Genomic DNA, 18,168 nt, shown 5'->3' with positions numbered 1-18,168 from the left:
CATACCCCATGGCGCGCAGACAAAAATGCCCGCGCAGCCTGGGCTCGCGGGCGTTGTTTGAGGGGCTGTGCAATCAGGCGATCTTGGCCAGCAACTGACGCGCCTCCTGCTTCTGCTCTTCATCCCCCTCGTCGATCACCTCGTTGAGGATTTGGCAGGCGCTGTCCAGGCTGCCCTGCTCGATGTAGGCCAGCGCCATGTTCAGCTTGGACAGGGTATTGCGGCTGGTTGCCAAAGGATCGAGGTCTTCCAGAAAAGCCGCGCTGAACTCATCAACATTCCAGTCGTCGTTGGAGGTCTCCTCCACCAGCATGGTTTCGGCAAACGGGCTGCGCGCATCACGGCTGCCTGACAGCTCGAAGATGTCCGAGGTCTTGCGCTTGGCCGGAGCCTCGCTGCTCTCGGCCTTATCAGCACCCTTGCCCGAAGCAAAGGGGCTGACCAGATCCCAGTCGGCATCCAGTGACAGATCATCCAGGTTGAGCTGGCCATCATTGGCCGCTTGTTCCAGCACCGGCACTTCGACCTCATCGAGCTCCAGCACCACGTCATCCAGCAGGCTGGCCGGCGGCGCGCTGAACAGTTCGGTGTGACGCGCTTTCAGTTCATCGATACGCGCCGGGGTAAAGCCGGACGCCCGCACCCGCGCTTCTTCGGCGACAAAGCCCTGAGCATCACCCAACAAGGCCAGCACTTCGAGCAAGCGAAACCCGATGTCGCTGCGCTGCGGCTGTGCCTCCCAGGCTTTGCGCAGGGTGCTGGCGGCCTCGTTCAGGCGGCCGTAGGCGATGTACACATTGGCACTCTGCAGCGCATCTTCACCGGCTGCCGGCCACACCGGCCCAGCGCGCGGTACGTCACGTACATTGAGCGCCACGGCGGCTGCGGGCACGACCACAGCAGTTGCCACTGGCACAGCTGGCATGACCGCAGCGCGCACCGGTTCAGCAGGCACAGGCGCGGCAGGAGTAGTTTTCCGGCTGCGCCAGAGCAGCCCGGCAACACCCGCCAGCAATAGCGTCAGTAAGCCGGCAATGATCGCCAGCCAATGATTGCCGGACTGGGCAACCTGCGGCGCTGGCTGCGCGGCGGGTGGCGCAACGGCGGTGCTGGCTGCGGCACTTGCACGGCGGGCAGCCAGCTCGGCCTGCAAGCCCGCAATCTGTTGATCACGCGCCTCCATCTGGCTTTGCAACTGCTGCACCTGCACGCCCAACTCGGCCAGACTCTGCTGCAGTTGCAAGGTCTCGGCGATCTGGCTGGCCAACTCCTGCTCAACCCGGGTCTGCTCCTGTGTCAGCAGCTCGGCAGCCGGGTCGAGTGGCTGTGCAACGCTGCCGGCCGGCGGCGTCTGCGCTTGCACGGGTGCCGGGCTGGCCACCTCGGCAACGGCCTGCGCAGGAGGCGCTAACGCGGGACTGGCCAGGCTGTCCGGCAACAACAGACGCGCCCCAGCACGCAGGCGATTGCTGTCGCCATTGATAAAGGCCTGCGGATTGAGCGCATACAGATCGTCCATCAGCGCCGCCACAGAGGACTGCCCGCTGCTCTCAACGATCAGCCGATTGGCAATTTTCCATAGGCTGTCACCACTGACCACTGTGTAGCTGTTGCCCTGTTGTGCGGCCGGCAACACCGCAGGACGGGCGCGTTCCACGGCTGCCGCGCGCGGAGCGCTGGCGACAACCGGCGCAGCAGCAGGTGCCGCCAGGCTGCGATAGGCCGCCGAACTGGGCGGGTCCAACAGCACGGTGTATTCGCGGTAGAGCTGACCACTGGGCCGCACCACTTCGACAATAAAGTTTAGGTAGGGCTCACGCACCGGCTGGGTCGACACCACGCGAATCACGCTCTTGCCATCGCGCAACAAGGGGGTGAAGCGTAGGTCGTTAAAGAAATACAGCCGGTCTACCCCGGAGCGTGCAAAAACATCGGCCGGTGCCAGGCGCACACGCATGTCCTCAGCGGTCAGGTCGCCCACATCAAACAGTTCGATTTCGGCATCCAGCGGCTGACTGAGCGCCGAATGCAGGGTGATTTCGCCCAGGCCAAGGGCAGGAACCAGCCCGGAATACAGGGCCGAGCTGGATGCCAGGCCGATCAACAGTTGACGAACCTTTGCCATAAAAAACGCTCCCGGTGAATCCGCTCCTTGACCCTCGCCACTACACGTCCAGGACGTGCGCTTCCAGCGCTTGAGAAAGTCAGAGGAGACGGCAAATAGTGCCTTGGGAAGTACGTTCCATGTCGAACCCGGCGTGTGCATGGCAGTGAATAAGGCGAACTGAATACAGAAATGCCAACAGCCGTTTGGCAAAAAGCCATCACAGGATCAAGCATAGGCCCGCAGTCAATAAAATGACAAGTCCGTCACACTACCGTTTGGCTGTCAGCGCTTTGTCGACTTAACGCCCCAGGCCGCCAAAACCGTGATCGCGAATACTCCGGCCACCAGCCAGAAACTCTGCTTGAACGCCAGCAGTTCGGCCCACTGATCACCGCCCTCGGCGCTGTGCCGCCACTCCAGAAAGAAGGTCAGCAGATTGACCCCGAACGCCCCACCCAACTGGCGCACGAAGGTAATGGCCCCGGCCCCCTGAGCCAGTTCCTCGGCACTGAGAATATCCAGCGACCCCGTGCTCAAGGCCGGCAACAGGATGCCCAGACCGATGCGCCCGACACAGGCCCAGAAGCACAACAGGACAAAGGACGCGCCCTGCTCGACCCAGGCCAAGCCGGCCGCTGACAGCGCAAAGATCAGCAGCCCGGTGCTGAGCAGCACAGCCGCCGATAACCGATCACTGAGCCAGCCACCGAGAAAGGACGCCATGCCCATCAGCAAACCGGCCGGCAACAGCAGCATGCCAGCGCGCCCAGCGCTGAAACCGTCTATGGTCTGCAGGTACAGCGGAATCAGGTAGGTCGAGCCATACAGGCCCAAGCCCAGGGTCAGGGCCACCCAGCTGGCACTGCGAAACCCGGCATGCCGCCACAACGCCAAGGGCAACAGTGGCTGTTCTACACGCCGGCTACGCCGCACAAACAGCAGCGCGGCCACCAACGCCACCACGCCCGGCAGCCAGACCCGCGGTGCCCCCCAGGCAAAGCGCTGGGCTTCGGCCAGAAAGCCCAAGGCCGCAAAGATGGATACGCACAAACAGATAAACGCCAGCAAATCGAGGCGCGGGGCACTGCTCGCTCGCGCACTCGGCAACAGCCATTGCCCGGCCAGCAAAGCCAGCAGGCACATCGGCAAAGGCATCCAGAATATTGCGGCCCAGCCGAAGTGATCGACCAGATAGCCGCCGATGGCCGGCCCCAGCGACGGTGCCAGCATCACACCCAGGCCATACAGCCCCAGCGCCATGCCACGGCCGCCTTCAGCAAAGACACGGAAGATCAGCACCATGGCCAGTGGCTGAACAATCCCGGCACACAGGCCCTGAACGATGCGCAGCGTGATCAGTTGCCAGGCCGCCTGGGCCACCAGCGCCAGCAGTGAAGTGAGGATAAACAGCAGAAGGCCGAACTGCGCCGTACGCCGCGCGCCAAAACGCGCCTGGGCCCAGGCGGCCAACAGCAGGCCTGCGGTCATGGCTGCGAGAAAACCGGTGGACAACCACTGCGCCAGCGGCCGCCCAATGGCAAAGTCCGCCATGATCGCCGGCAAGGCGACATTGATGCTGGTAGAGGCCAGGACCATGGCCATGCTACCGACCATCAACAGCGCCAGCAGCCACTGCGGATAACGCGGACCGAAACGCTGCTGCAGCGTCTGCAGGTCATCCCCCATCAGCGTTTTTCCAGGTTACTCAACACCTGGGCGTGGACCTTCTGGCAGCGCCGTAGTTCGTCCTCGTCGATACCCGCGAAGACTTCCTTGCGCAGCTGTGCGGAGATGGCTTCGATCTTCTCGATCAGCGGCCGCGCCTGTGGGCTGAGGGCGATCTTCTTGGCGCGGCGGTCTTCCGGTACAGCCTGGCGGCTGACCAGCCCCTGGGCCTCCAGGCTGTCGAGCAAACGCGCCAGGGTCGGCCCTTCAACGCCAACGCTCTGCGCCAGTTCACGCTGAGTTGGCAGTTCGGCAAAGCGCCCCAGGTGCAGCAGCACCAGCCAGCGCGCCTGGGACAGGCCCAGGCCGACCAGGCGACGGTCCAGTTCGGCGCGCCAGGCGCGTGACAGTTGAGCGACTTGCATGGCGAAACGGTGTTGATCGGTGTGCGACATGGACAACGGCTCTTAACTATAAAAAACTAATTATTAGCCAGCTAACCATAACCCTTTTAACGAGGCAAGCCCGCAAAAGGTTTCACCACTTTACATACTGATCTTCAACAAAGCCCCAGAGGTTGTCGATGCGTACTTCGGGTCGGCCAATGGGGCGCAGCACGCCGTTGAATTGACCGAAGATCTGTTTGAAGTTGCTCGCCAGCAGCCCCATGTTCAGGCGTTCCTTGTGCAGGCCACGCCCCTCGAAGCGCAGTTCCACCTGGCCATCATGGGAAGTGATCGTCCAGGGCTGCAGCGGCTGATCACGATCGAAGACAAAGCGCACGGTATCAACCTTGAGCAACTCGCCATCCAGCCAGAAGCAGTTCTCGGTAAAGCTGGTTTCATTGACTCCGCAGGACAGGTTCAGCCCGACCCGCTGCTCGCCGGCCTGGCCGGACAGACAGGCCCAGTTCCAGTGTGTTTCAGGGCGCATATAGCCAGCCGACCAATCGTGATGGGCAAAGGCACCGATCTGCGCCAAGTCGAAATCACCCAAGACGCTGCGTACCTGGCCCGTGCAACGCACTCCCGCGACTTTCTGCGCATAGACCCAACCGTTGACGGCCGTCGGCGTATTGATGCACATCGGCTGAAAAGCAGGCTCTGCCTCGGAGAAACAGGCATCGATGCGCGTACCGTCATCCAACTCCACCAGCAGGCGCTTTTCCCGCGGCGTATCAGTGTTCTCCAAACGCAGCAGGTTACGGCCAAAGCGCAGCTCGCAGACGCCCTGATCCGGGGTTTGCGAGAACTGGCTGCCAAAGCCCAGCGGCAGCTTGAACTGACGCTCGATCATGCGTCCGCTGGCCGGGTGGAACAAATAGACAAAGCCCACGCCCAACAGGCTGAGGTTAGCCAGCGCGCAGCCACCAATCAGCTCGTCACTGATCAGGCCGAAATACTGAAACTGATGAAAGCGCCGCCATTTGGCCAGCGCACCGAGCTTGCGACCCATGGGCGAGCGGAAATCAAAATCGCGGTAATTGATCAGCCCCGGCGCGGCGGGAAAGATGCCGTAATGCGGCTGGCCGTTGGCCTGAATCAGTCGGTCCATGGGGCAATTCACTCAAGGAAACTGCCGGGGATGCTAGCACCGGGGTTCATCAGCAGGCATTCACCACACGCGCCAAGCGCAGCGGCAAAATCGGCCACTTCCTAAGCGCTTCAGGCCACCACCTGATTGCGGCCAAACGCCTTGGCCTCATACAGCGCGCGATCGGCATGTTCGTAAAGCTGCGCCAACGCGCCGCCCTCGCCCGGCTGGATGCAGGCGATACCAATCGACATGGTCAGCATGCTCGCCGTGTCGGAAGCGGCGTGTTCGATGTTCAAGGTCTGCAAGGTCTGGCGCAGCGCCTCGGCGTGGTTGCGCGCTTCGGCTTCGCTGATGTCATACAACAGCACGGCAAACTCCTCACCGCCCAGGCGCACGGCCATATCCAGGGGGCGTCGCGCCGCATCCTGTAACAGGCTGCCAATGCGCTGCAGCACGTTGTCACCGGCCTGGTGGCCATAGCGGTCGTTGTATGCCTTGAAATGGTCGACGTCACACAGCAGCAGAGCCAAGCACCGCTGCTCACGTTGAGCCTGGCGCCACAGGCGCTCGAACTGACGGTTGAAGCTACGGCGGTTGTTCAAGCCGGTGAGGCTGTCGTGATCCGCCAGCACACGCATCAACCGGCTGATCAGAAAATGCTCGCGTGACTTGAACTCCAGCAGGTAGCACCCCACCGCTCCCATCAGATTGCCGAACAGCAGAAACAGGGTGTTATTGATTAACCGAGGCAGCGGTAAACCAGCCACCAGCAATTCAACGCAAACGTAGACCAGCAATACCAACAAGGAGCAGCACAGGGCTTCGATCAGACGTAATCCAGCGAGAAAGTAGGCCGCCATACAAACCAGCAACAAGCCTTCATAGGGGTAGCTGGGATCAACCCGATGGGCAATGCCGACCACAAAAGACGCCGCCGCACCCAACGCCAGCAGGCTCACCAGACTCAGCGGTTGTAGCAGGTAGGCGTGCTTGCGCTGAATCAGCAACCCGCCGAACAGGCAGAGCAACACTAGAACGGCGAGGCGGATGGCTAACATCCACCACACCTCAGGGGCCTTGATCAGGACGAAATCAAACGCGGCAAAGGCCAGCCAAACCAGTATGCCCACGACAAGGGCAATGCGTTTGAGATCGAAGGTGTCGTCACGCACATAGTTGCGGTATTCCCGTTCCAGCGGCCGGGAGAAACGCAACAGACGAAACCCTAAGGCGAGCTGGTCGGCATAGGGACTGGGGCGAACATCATCGAGCCAGGCATGGGGATGCGGCACCGGGACCTCAACAGCTGGATGGCTGAAACCACCTTAGCCGCTCCCATCCAGAGCCACAAGCATCGACTGTACGGACAGACCAGACCCTCAGGCTTCGAATTCTGCCTGCAAGGCGGCACGCACACAGTGCAGGATGCCCAGCTCAACGCGTCCGGCAAACTGCTCGCTGATCGCCGCCACAGCCGGCAATTCGCCCTCGCCATCCAGGAACGCATCCTGAATTTCGCCCAGCAGCGCTTCGGGTACATCCAGGGCCTGCTCCAGCGACAGCTGCTGCCGCGCAATGGCTTCGGCCAGCAGGCCGTAGACATTCTTTTCACTGCAGTTGAGTTGCCCGGCAATCTGCGCCGGGGTCATGCCGGCACGGGCCAGGCTGACCAGTTCGTGACGCAGATCGACGACTGCGCGCGGAGCCTCATCGGCTGCACCGAGCACATCGAGAAAGGCCTCGCCATAACGCTCCAGCTTGCGCGCCCCGACACCGCTGACCCGCGCCATCTCGGCCAGGGTGCTGGGCTTGCTGCGCAGCATTTCCAGCAAGGTGGCATCCGGGAAGATCACATAGGGCGGCACGCCATGCTCTTCCGCCAGTTTGCGCCGCAACGCACGCAGTGCTTCCCACTGGCCGCGTTCTTCGCCGCGCACCAGTTGGCTGGCCGCGCTGCTGGAGGCCTTGGCGCTCTGTTGTGGCTTCAGATCACGGCGCAGTTGCAGGCTGATCTCGCCCTTGAGCAGTGGCCGGCAACTGTCGGAAAGACGCAGGCCACCAAAGCCTTCCAGATCGACATCCGCCAGGCCACGCGCAACCAGCTGACGGAACAGCGAACGCCACTCCCCTTCGACCAGCGCCTTGCCAATGCCGAACACAGCCAGGTGCTGATGACCCACGGCGCGGATTTTCTCGTTATCGCGCCCGAGCAAAACATCGACCAGATGGCCCACGCCATAGCGCTGGCCGGTACGGTAGATCGCCGACAGCGCCTGACGCGCCGGCTCGGTGGCATCCCAGGTCTGCACACCGTCGATGCAGTTGTCGCAATGCCCGCAGGGTTGTGGCATGTCTTCATCAAAGTAGGCAAGTAACGCCTGACGCCGGCAACGCGTCTCCTCGCACAGCGCCAGCATGGCGTCGAGCTTGTGCTGCTCGACGCGCTTGTGGCGCTCGTCGCCCTCGGAGTTGTTGAGCATCTGCTTGAGGAAAATCACATCCTGCAGGCCGTAGGCCATCCAGGCATCCGCCGGCAGGCCATCACGGCCAGCGCGCCCGGTCTCCTGGTAATAGGCTTCCAGGGATTTCGGCAGATCAAGGTGAGCGACAAAGCGCACGTTGGGCTTGTCGATGCCCATGCCGAAGGCGATGGTCGCCACCATGATCAGCCCTTCCTCGTTGAGAAAGCGCTTCTGGTGGTAGGCGCGCAGCTCGTTGCTCAGGCCGGCGTGGTATGGCAACGCCGGAAAACCCTGCTCGGACAGAAACGACGCCACTTCCTCGACCTTCTTGCGCGACAGGCAATAGACGATGCCGGCATCGCCCTTGCGCGCCGCGAGGAAGCTCAGCAACTGCTTGCGTGGCTGCTCCTTGGGCACGATGCGATAGAAAATATTCGGCCGATCGAAACTCGACAGAAAGCGCTCGGCATTCTGCAGGTGCAGGCGCTGGACAATCTCCTCACGGGTACGCATGTCCGCCGTGGCGGTCAGGGCAATGCGCGGCACCTGGGGGAACAGTTCGGCGAGTTGGCCCAACTGCAGGTATTCCGGGCGGAAATCATGCCCCCACTGCGATACGCAATGCGCCTCGTCAATGGCGAACAGGGCAATCTGCAGGTTCTGCAGAAACGCCAGCATGCGCGGCTGCACCAGCCGCTCGGGGGCGAGGTAGAGCATCTTGATTTCGCCACGGCGAATACGCTCAGCAATCTCGCGCTGCTCATCGGCGCTCAAGGTTGAGTTCAACGCCACCGCCGCCACACCCAGCTCGTCGAGGGTGGCGACCTGATCATCCATCAGCGCAATCAGCGGCGACACCACCACGGCCAGGCCATCACGCAGCAGCGCAGGCACCTGAAAGCACAGCGACTTACCGCCACCGGTGGGCATCAACACCAGGGCATCACCGCCACTGGCCACACGCTCGATAATCGCACCCTGACGGCCACGGAAGCTGTCGTAACCGAATACGTCTTTGAGGATGCGTTGCGCGTGTTCGAGCATGAAAGGTCTCCGAAACAAGCCGCGCATTATACGCAAGTGCCGCTTGGGCAAGCGCGGGCATGCTGGAGTTTGATCCGAATTTCACCGGCCATGGCCTGCGGCTATGGCCGCTATGGCCGCTCTAGACTAGAATTCAGCCTCGTTTACTCCCTCAAGGTAGCCCCCGATGTCCTTCGCCGAGCAACTCTCCCGCCTGCAAGCCTTCCTTGATGCCGATGAGCTGCATGAAGAGGCACTGGACTACATCGCCGCCCATGGCTACCTGACCGCCCTGTCGATCTGCCCGGAAAAGGTGCCAGAGCGTGAGTGGATCGACGCGCTGTTCTCCGAGCCGCCGCATTACCGCAGTGATGCCGAACGCGAAGAGATCGAAGCCACCCTGATTCAGCTGCAAAGCCATATCGCCCGCCAACTGGCCAGCGATGATGAGCCGGAAGTGCCGTGCGAACTCGACCTCGGCGATGAGCCCGACGACTCCGACCTGCGCGGCTGGTGCATCGGCTTTATGGAAGGCGTGTTCCTGCGTGAAGCGGTGTGGTTCGACGATGCCGAAGATGAAGTCAGTGAATTGCTGCTGCCGATCATGGTCGGCTCCGGCCTGTTTGACGAGCAACCCGAATTCGCCGAAATCGCCCGTGACCGCGACCTGGTCGACAGCATGGTCGATCAGATCCCCGAGCTGCTGACCGCCCTGTTCCTGCTGTGCAATGCGCCGGAAGAAAAACCGGCCCTTTTGAAGCCGCGCCACCACTAAGACCGCGCCATGGTGCGCCACATTCAGGAACCGCGAGTTCAGGAACAGCGCAACCCCGCCATCCGTTACGCTCTGCTGGCCATCGGCTGGCTGAGCGTGGCGCTGGGCGTCATCGGTATCTTTCTCCCGGTTCTGCCCACCACCCCCTTTCTACTGCTGGCTGCCGCCTGCTTTATGCGCAGCTCAAGGCGCTTCTACCTGTGGCTGGTCAATCACCGTCAGCTAGGGCCCTGGATCGTCGACTACCTCGAAGGCCAGGGTATCCCGCTCAAAGGCAAGGTCTACGCCATCAGCCTTATGTGGCTGAGCATCGGTCTGTCGTACTACCTGGTGCCACTGTTCTGGGCCCGCGCGTTTATGTTGACCAGCGCCGTACTGGTCAGCCTGTATATCCTCAAGCAGAAAACCCTGGTCAAACCCTAGCCTTGTCACTTCACCTGTTAGTGCTTTCCCGCCAAACGCGCTGAAACGCCGCCCTAGAGAGCTGGCGGAAAATCAGTAAAGCAACCCAAGCTGCCCTACAGCGCGCCGACATTCGGTATATTCGGCACGGCAAAAAACACCACCAGCACCTAGACTTCCCCAATCCCCGGCCGAGGCGCGGTACATGCAACCCCGTCAGCTCATTCATGGATGGTTCAAGCGCCTCAACCGAGCGTTGCTGGGCGGCTGCATCCTGCTGATTGGTCTGGCCAGCGCCCTGGCCAACTGGGACTTCGGGGTAATCCTGCAAAAAGCCGAAAGCCGCTACGGCACCCTCGGCCCTGCCAAGCAGCGCATCCTGGCCTGGGAAGCGCAGATCAAGGCCAGCGCAAACAGCAGCGAAAGAGACAAGCTCACCGAGGTCAACCGCTTCTTCAATCGGCAGATCCGCTTCTCCGATGACATCAAAGTGTGGAGACAAAACGACTACTGGGCGACCCCCATCGAGATGCTGGTCAAGGGTGAAGGGGATTGCGAGGACTACTCCATCGCCAAGTACTTCACCCTGCGCCGCCTTGGTATCCCCAGCGACAAGCTGCGCATCACCTACGTCAAGGCCCTCAACTACAACCAGGCCCACATGGTGCTGACCTACTATGCCAGCCCCAGCGCCGAGCCCCTGGTGCTGGACAACCTGATCAACGAGATCAAGCCCGCGTCACAGCGCCGCGACCTGCTGCCCGTCTATGCATTCAACGCCGAAGGGCTGTACCTGCCCGGCTCCAACAGTAAGAAGAGCGACACCAAAAAGCTTTCGCGCTGGCAGGACCTGCTGAAAAAGATGCGCGCTGAGGGCTTCGCCATCGGCGAAGGCTAGGAGGAACCCATGTCTCTGCTCAAACAGCTATTTCTCGCCATTTGCCTGTTCCTGATCGTGGCCTTTACCGGCAGTTTTATCGCCGGCGTGGAAAGCTCACGCGAACAGCTGCTCAGCCAGCTGCGTTCCCACGCCCAGGACGCCGCCACAGCCCTGGGCCTGTCGATGACCCCTCACGTGGATGACCCGGCGATGATTGAGCTGATGGTCAGCTCGATCTTCGACAGCGGTTACTTCACCAGCATCCGCGTGGTGCGCATTCCGGATGACGAGGTGATCGTCGAACGTCGCAGCGACGACTCCACGGCGGAAAGCGTACCGCTCTGGTTCAGTGAGCTGGTGAACCTGCAAGCCCAGGGCGGCGATGCATTGATCATGCGTGGCTGGGAACAGGCCGCGCGGGTCGAGGTGCTCAGTCATCCGCAGTTCGCCCTAGCCAAACTCTGGGACAGTGCCATCGGCAGCCTGCTCTGGCTGCTGCTATGCGGTCTGGTCAGTGCGATCCTCGGTGGCTGGCTGCTGCGCACCCAGCTGCGGCCACTGGACAACATGGTGCAACAGGCCCAGGCCATCACCCGTCGCGAGTTTCTCACCCTGCCCAAAGTGCCGCGCACGCCGGAACTCAAGCGCGTGGTCACTGCGATGAACCAGATGGTGGAGAAGCTAAAAACCCTGTTCGCCGAAGAAGCCGCGCGCAGCGAGAAACTGCGTGAAGAAGCCTATCAGGACAGCATCACCGGCCTGGCCAACCGCCGCCTGTTCGACATTCGCCTGGCTCATCAACTGGTGGTCAGTGAGCAGAACGCCGAAGGCTACCTGATCCTGCTGCGGGTCAACGATCTGGGCGGCCTCAACCAGCGCCTCGGCGGCCAGCAGACCGATGCACTGATTGCCGCCATCGGCGAACTGCTCAAGCGCCTGCTCAATCAAACCCAGCGCGCCGACTGGCTGGCCTCACGCAGCCGGGGCGGAGAATTCAGCCTGCTGGCCCCCGGCATTGGCAGTGAAGAAGCCGACCTGCTCGCCGGTGAGTTGCACAGCGGCCTGGAAAGCCTGCGCCAGACCGGTGCCAGCGACTGCACACCGGTGGCCCACATGGGCATTGCCGCCTTCCGTCCGGGTGAAGACCCCGGCCAGGTCATCAGCCGCGTCGACCAGGCTCTGGCGCAGGCACAGAACGATCCGAGCCGTGACTGGGTACGCCTGGACGATTACCACGCACAACCAGCTCAGGGCCTGCACGATTGGCGGACCTGGATCGACGACGCACTGAACAAACGCAAGCTGCAACTGTATTTCCAGCCGGTCACCCAATGTGCCGATCGCGGCCAACTGCTGCATCACAAGGTGCTGGCGCGTCTGCTTGACCCGCAGGGCGAGGCGATTGCTGCCGGGCGCTTCCTGCCCTGGATCGAGCGCCTGGGCTGGACCGCTCGATTCGACCTGGCCATGCTCGAACACAGCCTCGCGCACTTGAACGAACATGCCGCGCCACTGGCCTTGAGCCTGTCGGCCGCTACCCTGCGCGATAACGAAACCCTCAAGCGCATGTTCGAAATTCTCCGGCAACACCCGCAACAAGCCAGCCTGCTGACACTGGAGGTGGACGAACGCCACCTGCCACCGGCAGCCGAACTGGAAGCGCTTAGCCAAGGCATCCGCGACAGCGGCTTCAGCTTGGGCCTACAACACTTCGGTGGGCGCTTCAGCCTGATTGGTAACCTGACCCACCTGGGCCTGGCCTACCTGAAACTCGACGGCACCTATATCCGCGCCATCGATCTGGAAAGCGACAAACGCATGTTTATCGAGGCCGTATTCCGCGCCACCAACAGCATCGACCTGCCGCTGATTGCCGAGATGGTGGAAACCGAGGGTGAGTTGGCGGTGCTCAAGGAGCTGGGGCTCTATGGCGCCATGGGTCGCCTGCTCGGTGCGCCAGAACCCTGGAAAGGCTGATCCGCCAACGCAAACGGGGTAGCCCGCTCTACGGCCTACCCCGAGGCCACCTTAGTGCTCCGGCACGTCAGCCTGCGGCTTTCAGCTGGCAAATAGATAGCCTTCCACATCCATCCCGGCATCACGCATCTGCGCCAGCTTGTAGCGCAGGGTGCGCGGGCTGATTCCCAGGCGTTCTGCGGCTTCCTTGCGCCGACCGCGCTCGGCGCGCAGGGTGTCGATGATCATCTGAAACTCATGCCTACGCAGGTCATCACCCAGTGCCCCGGCCTCGGCGGCTGGCGCATCCAGCGCCACCGGCGGCAGATTATTCGCCACCACTGCCAATTGCGGCGGTACAAAAGGCTGCGTTGCCGCGCCAATCGGGGCCTGCAGGCAGAGGTCCTGCGGCTGGATCAAACCGCCCTGTTGCAGGATCAGCGCGCGCTGAATGGCGTTATCCAACTCACGCACATTACCCGGCCAGCTGTGGCTCACCAGGCTCATCTGCGCTTGCGGAGAAAGCCGAATCGGCGCGTGGTTCATTTTCTTCACGTATTTGGCCAGCAAGCGCTCGGCCAGCGGCACGATATCCGCCGGACGTTCACGCAATGGCCGCCAGGCCAACGGGAATACGGATAGGCGGTAATAGAGATCCTCACGGAAGCGACCCGCCGCCACTTCACTGGCCAGATCACGGTTACTGGTGGCCAGCACGCGGATATCCAGGGTAATCGGCTTACGCGCGCCGACTCGCTCTACTTCACGCTCCTGCAATACCCGCAGCAACTTGGCCTGCAAGCCCAGCGGCATCTCGGAAATTTCATCGAGCAGAATGGTGCCACCCTCGGCCAACTCAAACTTGCCCGGCGCACTGGCAATCGCCCCGGTAAATGCGCCCTTTTCATGCCCGAAGAGCGTAGCTTCCAGCATGTTGTCCGGAATCGCCGCACAGTTGATGGCAATAAAGGGTTTGCTGCCACGTGGTGACTGCTGGTGAATAAACCGCGCCAGCACCTCTTTACCGGTACCTGATTCACCCGTGATCAGCACCGTGGAATCGCTCTGTGCCACCCGCGTGGCCAGGGCCAGCAGTTGTACGCTGGCCGGCTCCTCGGCGACAGGGCCGTCCTGCTCGCTGGCAGAAACCCGACCCAAGGCATGCCGATCTACCAGACTGAGTAGCGCTTTCGGCTCGAATGGTTTGACTAGGTAATCCGCCGCGCCTTGGCGCATGGCATCCACCGCCCGCTCCACTGCGCCGAACGCCGTCATCAGCAGTACCGGCAGCTGCGGCTGGCGCTGACGAATCTGCGCAAGCAACTGGTGACCATCCATGCCGGGCATGTTGACGTCACTGACCACCAGGCCAAAAGACTCTTCGGCAATCGCCAGCAGCGCCGCTTCTGCGCAATCCACCGCGCGGTAATCATGCCCACCCAGTGCCAAGGTATCGGCCAGCGCCTCGCGCAGGGCGCGGTCATCTTCGACCAACAGAATTTTGTTCGCCATAGGGTGGTTACTCCCGAATCAAAGGGTGCTTAGCACCCAACAGCGGCAAGGTAAGAATCGCGCAGGTGCCACGCCCTGGCCGCGAACGCAGTTGCACATCGCCCTGATGAGCGCGCGCAACGGCCTTGACCACCGCCAGGCCAAGCCCGGTACCGGTGGTTTTGGTGGTAAAGAAGGGTTCGCCAAGCCGTGCCAGCGTCACGCTGTCGATGCCTGGGCCGTTGTCGCTGATGCACAGGCGCAGGGTCTCGCCGCGCTCATAGAGATGAATCTTCAAACGCGCCTCACGGCCACCGGCCTGAATCGCGTTTTCGATCAGGTTAAGCACCGACCCCACCAGGGTGTCGCGGTTGCACAGCAACTCACCCATGCGGCTGTCGCACTGCCAACGCACCTGCATCCCTAATACATGCGGTTCGGCGGCGCGGCGCAGCGCATCGAACAGCGCCGCAGGGGCCAGACGATCCGGCAACGGCAGCTCACCACGGGCGAAGATCAGCATGTCACGCACCTGATGCTCCAGCTCATGCAGGCGCTCTTTCAGGCGTCCGGCAAAGCGCTGCTGCTGCTCGACCGGCAAGACCTGTTCAGTCAGATGGCTGGCATACAGCAAGGCAGCGGACAGGGGCGTACGAATCTGATGCGCGAGCGACGCCACCATACGACCGAGGGCGGACAGGCGCTCATGACGGGACAACTGGTCCTGCAAGCGCCGGGTTTCTGTCAGATCGGTCAGCAGCACCAACTGGCCAGGTTCTGCGTGCAAAGAACGGGTGGCAATCGACAGGCGCCGGCCATCCTTCAGGGAGATTTCGTGACCATCATCCTCGCGCGGGGCGAAGTTGCGGGCGATCACCTGGCGCCAGAGCATGCCCACCAGCGGCTGGCCCAACAGGTTACGCGCCACGGGATTGGCTTCACGCACCACGCCTTGACCGTCGATCACGATCACCCCGCCAGGCAACAGATCCAGCAGGCTCTGCAGGCGGTGGGCCAGGCGCTCTTTCTCAGCCAGCTCCTGCATGCGCTGGGCGCTGACCAGCGCCAACTGGCCCTTGAGCTCAGTCACCCGAGCTTCGAGCATGCTGTAGGAGGTGCTCAGTTGAGTCGACATCTGATTGAACAAGGCAAAAGCCTGTTCGAGCCCGGCACGGCTGGCCTGCTCCACAGGAGCAGGTACATCGGATTCTTCAGGGCGTTGGGCGTTAGCGTTCATGGTTCTCTCTCGCGCAGCGAGCCGTCATAAGACAGTCAGTTGCAAGAGAGATAGCAATACCCGTGCCTGAAAAAATACCCTTATAAATCAACACCATAAAAAACAAAGCCGAAGGCTGCGTCAAACCTTCGGCTTTATTAGGTGGGCAAACGCCAAGTCACTGACGAGTGCAGCGTGTGCGACTCAGTCGTCCAGACCCTCGTCATCACGTCGGCTCATGCCGTACTTGCGCATTTTCTCAACCAGGGTGGTGCGGCGGATACGCAACCGTTCGGCCGCTCGCGCCACCACACCGCTGGCATCGTCCAGCGCCTGCTGGATCAGACCTTGCTCGAGGTTGCCCAGATAGTCCTTCAGGTCCAAGCCTTCCGGCGGCAGCATGGCCATCGAGTCGACACCCGGCAAACCCGCCATGATGGTCGCGCGCTCATCCAGCTCATCACGCAGCGTCGCCACCATGCTCTCGTCTTCATCATCGACATGGCGAAACTTCTTCGGCAACTCGCCCACACCGATGACCCCATAGGGATGCATGATCGCCATGCGCTCGACCAGGTTGGCCAGCTCACGCACGTTACCCGCCCAATCATGCCGACACAGCGACATGATGGCTGCCGAGTTGAAACGGATGGAGCCGCGCTTCTCGAACTCCATGCGAGAGATCAGCTCGTTCATCAGCAACGGAATGTCTTCGATACGCTCACGCAGCGGAGCCATTTCGATGGGGAAAACGTTGAGGCGGTAATACAGATCCTCACGAAAGCTGCCGTCCTCGATCATTTTTTCCAGATTCTTGTGGGTGGCGGCAATGATCCGCACATCGGCACTCTGCGTCTTGTTGCTGCCAACCCGCTCAAAGGTGCGCTCCTGCAATACGCGCAGCAGCTTGACCTGCATGGGTAGCGGCATGTCACCGATCTCATCAAGAAACAGCGTGCCGCCATTGGCCAGCTCGAAACGTCCGGCACGGCTGGTGATCGCGCCAGTAAACGCGCCCTTCTCATGGCCGAACAGTTCACTTTCCAGCAACTCGGCAGGAATCGCGCCGCAGTTGACCGGCACAAAAGGCGCTTCACGGCGCTTGGAGTGGTAATGCAGGTTGCGCGCAACCACCTCTTTGCCAGTGCCGGACTCGCCGAGGATCAGCACGCTGGCTTCGGTATCGGCCACCTGCTGCATCATCTGCCGCACTTGCTGAATGGCCCGACTGGTGCCCACAAGGCTACGGAACAGGTTGGTTTCGCGTTGCCGTCCACGCTCACGGGCCTGGTCGTACATCTCGCGGTAAACCTGGGCGCGGTGCAGCGAGTCGAGCAGCTTGTTGTAGCTCAGCGGCATTTCCAGGCTGGCCAGCACACTGCGGCGCTGCTCCTCCGGCCATTCGATCGCAACCTGCTCGTTGATCAGCAAAGTTGGCAAGAACTCATCCCAGGCAGCCAACTGCTTGAGCATTTCCAGCACGCCACCCTTGGCCTTCACCTCACCCAGCAAAACGCTGAGCACTTCACGGTTCGACGACAGCTCAGCTACACATTGCCGCCAATTCTGGCTGTCACAGGCCAGATGCTCTTCACCCAGAAAGTTCAGGATTACCGTCAAGTCACGACGGCGTTCGCTGTTATCGTCAATCAGGAGGATTTTGGTTTCACGCCACATAGTTTTATTTGCTGATCCTGGAGTGAAGAACGTGTCAGCTGACAAAAATAACCTGCGCCAGCGACGGCAATTGGCCACTAGTTAAGTCAATTTTTTGTTCGCAGTCAATTTTATGGCGTGCTTTTTTATTTTGCCCGACAAGCAGACTAAGCAGCTGTTTGAAAAAGGAGGGAAAAGACCAGAAGGTCGATACCGAACGGCATCGACCGGGAAACACCAATCAACCAAACAGTTGGTAGACCTTGGCACCCTGTTGCGACTGATTCAGCTGTACCAACTCGTGAGCCAGTCGCTGTTGCTCAGCCTGACAAACATTGACCAGCTCACGATAAAGATCCAACAGTTCTTGCATGCGGGCACGCAAGGTCTCTTCATCATTGGCAGATTCCACCATGGCTTCGTCAACCGCCTGACGGCACTGCAGATCCAGCTCACCGATTGCAGCCCAATCCTGACTGGCCAACGCCACGCGCAAGGCACTGCCTGTTTCTTCTAGACGCTGCACGGATGAACTCATAAACACTTCCTCAGGCGGGAAACAGCCTTACTCAGCAATGGCATCCCAGCCAGCTTTGACATTACGCAACAGCCCAGCCACTTCATCCAATGGCGCTATTTCATTCTGCAAATTGGCCTCAACAAGGCGGCTCGCCATGTACTCGTAAAGGCTATCCAGATTGGCAGCCACTTCGCCACCCTGTTCCAGATTCAGACCTTCACGCAAGCCGCCAATAATACCAATGGCCTTGCTGATCAACTCACCCTTTAGAGCAACCTGATCACGCTCCATCGCACCGCGCGCCTGCGCCAAACGAGTGAGGCCACCTTCCATCAACATTTGAATCAACCGATGCGGGCTGGCTTCAATCGCCTGCGCCTGGGTGTTGACGGTTTGATACTGCCTGAGAGCCGCCATCGCGTTCATCGTTGTTCTCGCTTTTTGCTAACCGGATACCTCAGGTATCGGCGTCACCGCGC

The 18,168-nt window shown here is 61.2% G+C and carries 15 protein-coding genes; 4 read left to right on the top strand and 11 right to left on the bottom strand.

What is annotated here, in order from left to right:
- Window positions 1–73: 73 nt before the first annotated feature.
- The 6 genes from IOD17_RS06235 to recQ all read right to left on the bottom strand — a co-directional run bounded on the left by IOD17_RS06235 (window position 74) and on the right by recQ (window position 8,814).
- Window positions 74–2,125, bottom strand: coding sequence for a FimV/HubP family polar landmark protein (locus IOD17_RS06235; protein ID WP_233684202.1), 2,052 nt, complete (start codon window positions 2,123–2,125; stop codon window positions 74–76).
- 264 nt (window positions 2,126–2,389) lie between these two features.
- Entirely contained in the window at window positions 2,390–3,793 is a 1,404-nt protein-coding gene (locus IOD17_RS06230; protein ID WP_233684201.1) for a DHA2 family efflux MFS transporter permease subunit, read from the bottom strand.
- Window positions 3,793–4,227 carry a MarR family transcriptional regulator gene (locus tag IOD17_RS06225; RefSeq protein ID WP_233684200.1) on the bottom strand — a complete coding sequence of 145 codons (435 nt, stop codon included), beginning with the start codon at window positions 4,225–4,227 and terminating at the stop codon, window positions 3,793–3,795. Before IOD17_RS06225 ends, IOD17_RS06230 begins: the two co-directional genes overlap by 1 nt.
- An 82-nt stretch (window positions 4,228–4,309) precedes the next feature.
- Window positions 4,310–5,326 (bottom strand): DUF2804 domain-containing protein, encoded by a 1,017-nt coding sequence (locus IOD17_RS06220; protein ID WP_233684199.1) that lies wholly within the window; start codon window positions 5,324–5,326, stop codon window positions 4,310–4,312.
- Window positions 5,327–5,436: 110 nt separating this feature from the next.
- Window positions 5,437–6,600 carry a diguanylate cyclase gene (locus IOD17_RS06215; protein ID WP_233684198.1) on the bottom strand — a complete coding sequence of 388 codons (1,164 nt, stop codon included), beginning with the start codon at window positions 6,598–6,600 and terminating at the stop codon, window positions 5,437–5,439.
- 87 nt (window positions 6,601–6,687) lie between these two features.
- Window positions 6,688–8,814: a DNA helicase RecQ gene (gene recQ / locus IOD17_RS06210; RefSeq protein WP_233684197.1), complete on the bottom strand. Its 2,127-nt coding sequence runs from the start codon at window positions 8,812–8,814 to the stop codon at window positions 6,688–6,690.
- A gap of 166 nt (window positions 8,815–8,980) precedes the next feature.
- Between recQ and IOD17_RS06205 the strand changes: the two genes are divergently transcribed.
- From IOD17_RS06205 to lapD, 4 genes are all read left to right on the top strand, one after another.
- A complete protein-coding gene (locus IOD17_RS06205) occupies window positions 8,981–9,568 on the top strand; it encodes a YecA family protein (RefSeq protein ID WP_233684196.1) in 588 nt (195 codons plus the stop codon).
- Window positions 9,569–9,577: 9 nt separating this feature from the next.
- Window positions 9,578–9,991 (top strand): YbaN family protein, encoded by a 414-nt coding sequence (locus tag IOD17_RS06200; RefSeq protein WP_233684195.1) that lies wholly within the window; start codon window positions 9,578–9,580, stop codon window positions 9,989–9,991.
- Window positions 9,992–10,175: 184 nt separating this feature from the next.
- Window positions 10,176–10,868 (top strand): cysteine protease LapG, encoded by a 693-nt coding sequence (lapG, locus tag IOD17_RS06195; RefSeq protein ID WP_233684194.1) that lies wholly within the window; start codon window positions 10,176–10,178, stop codon window positions 10,866–10,868.
- 9 nt (window positions 10,869–10,877) lie between these two features.
- Complete coding sequence (gene lapD, locus IOD17_RS06190) at window positions 10,878–12,827, top strand: cyclic di-GMP receptor LapD (RefSeq protein WP_233684193.1); 1,950 nt, start codon at window positions 10,878–10,880, stop codon at window positions 12,825–12,827.
- A gap of 81 nt (window positions 12,828–12,908) precedes the next feature.
- On the opposite strand, the gene IOD17_RS06185 is transcribed toward lapD, so the two are convergent.
- From IOD17_RS06185 to fliS, 5 genes are all read right to left on the bottom strand, one after another.
- Window positions 12,909–14,318, bottom strand: a complete 1,410-nt coding sequence (locus tag IOD17_RS06185) for a sigma-54-dependent transcriptional regulator (protein ID WP_233684192.1) — start codon at window positions 14,316–14,318, stop codon at window positions 12,909–12,911.
- 7 nt (window positions 14,319–14,325) lie between these two features.
- Window positions 14,326–15,534, bottom strand: a complete 1,209-nt coding sequence (locus IOD17_RS06180; RefSeq protein WP_233684191.1) for a sensor histidine kinase — start codon at window positions 15,532–15,534, stop codon at window positions 14,326–14,328.
- 183 nt (window positions 15,535–15,717) lie between these two features.
- Window positions 15,718–17,190 (bottom strand): sigma-54 dependent transcriptional regulator, encoded by a 1,473-nt coding sequence (locus IOD17_RS06175; RefSeq protein WP_233684190.1) that lies wholly within the window; start codon window positions 17,188–17,190, stop codon window positions 15,718–15,720.
- A 220-nt stretch (window positions 17,191–17,410) separates the two neighbouring features.
- Window positions 17,411–17,707, bottom strand: a complete 297-nt coding sequence (locus IOD17_RS06170) for a flagellar protein FliT (protein ID WP_233684189.1) — start codon at window positions 17,705–17,707, stop codon at window positions 17,411–17,413.
- A gap of 27 nt (window positions 17,708–17,734) precedes the next feature.
- The gene (gene fliS / locus IOD17_RS06165) at window positions 17,735–18,115 is read right to left on the bottom strand and encodes a flagellar export chaperone FliS (protein ID WP_233684188.1); all 381 of its coding nucleotides are present in this window, start codon (window positions 18,113–18,115) and stop codon (window positions 17,735–17,737) included.
- Window positions 18,116–18,168: the final 53 nt, after the last annotated feature.

Origin of the sequence: Pseudomonas anguilliseptica (genome assembly GCF_021375795.1) — a bacterium.
GTDB lineage: Bacteria > Pseudomonadota > Gammaproteobacteria > Pseudomonadales > Pseudomonadaceae > Aquipseudomonas > Aquipseudomonas anguilliseptica_A.
This window is presented reverse-complemented; position numbering and strand designations above follow the sequence as displayed.

Bases quoted from the DNA above. Each gene is read 5' to 3' on its own strand.
- IOD17_RS06235 (WP_233684202.1), bottom strand. From the start codon at position 2,125: ATGGCAAAGGTTCGTCAACTGTTGATCGGCCTGGCATCCAGCTCGGCC.
- IOD17_RS06230 (WP_233684201.1), bottom strand. From the start codon at position 3,793: ATGGGGGATGACCTGCAGACGCTGCAGCAGCGTTTCGGTCCGCGTTAT.
- IOD17_RS06225 (WP_233684200.1), bottom strand. From the start codon at position 4,227: ATGTCGCACACCGATCAACACCGTTTCGCCATGCAAGTCGCTCAACTG.
- IOD17_RS06220 (WP_233684199.1), bottom strand. From the start codon at position 5,326: ATGGACCGACTGATTCAGGCCAACGGCCAGCCGCATTACGGCATCTTT.
- recQ (WP_233684197.1), bottom strand. From the start codon at position 8,814: ATGCTCGAACACGCGCAACGCATCCTCAAAGACGTATTCGGTTACGAC.
- IOD17_RS06205 (WP_233684196.1), top strand. From the start codon at position 8,981: ATGTCCTTCGCCGAGCAACTCTCCCGCCTGCAAGCCTTCCTTGATGCC.
- IOD17_RS06200 (WP_233684195.1), top strand. From the start codon at position 9,578: ATGGTGCGCCACATTCAGGAACCGCGAGTTCAGGAACAGCGCAACCCC.
- lapG (WP_233684194.1), top strand. From the start codon at position 10,176: ATGCAACCCCGTCAGCTCATTCATGGATGGTTCAAGCGCCTCAACCGA.
- lapD (WP_233684193.1), top strand. From the start codon at position 10,878: ATGTCTCTGCTCAAACAGCTATTTCTCGCCATTTGCCTGTTCCTGATC.
- IOD17_RS06185 (WP_233684192.1), bottom strand. From the start codon at position 14,318: ATGGCGAACAAAATTCTGTTGGTCGAAGATGACCGCGCCCTGCGCGAG.
- IOD17_RS06180 (WP_233684191.1), bottom strand. From the start codon at position 15,534: ATGAACGCTAACGCCCAACGCCCTGAAGAATCCGATGTACCTGCTCCT.
- IOD17_RS06175 (WP_233684190.1), bottom strand. From the start codon at position 17,190: ATGTGGCGTGAAACCAAAATCCTCCTGATTGACGATAACAGCGAACGC.
- IOD17_RS06170 (WP_233684189.1), bottom strand. From the start codon at position 17,707: ATGAGTTCATCCGTGCAGCGTCTAGAAGAAACAGGCAGTGCCTTGCGC.
- fliS (WP_233684188.1), bottom strand. From the start codon at position 18,115: ATGAACGCGATGGCGGCTCTCAGGCAGTATCAAACCGTCAACACCCAG.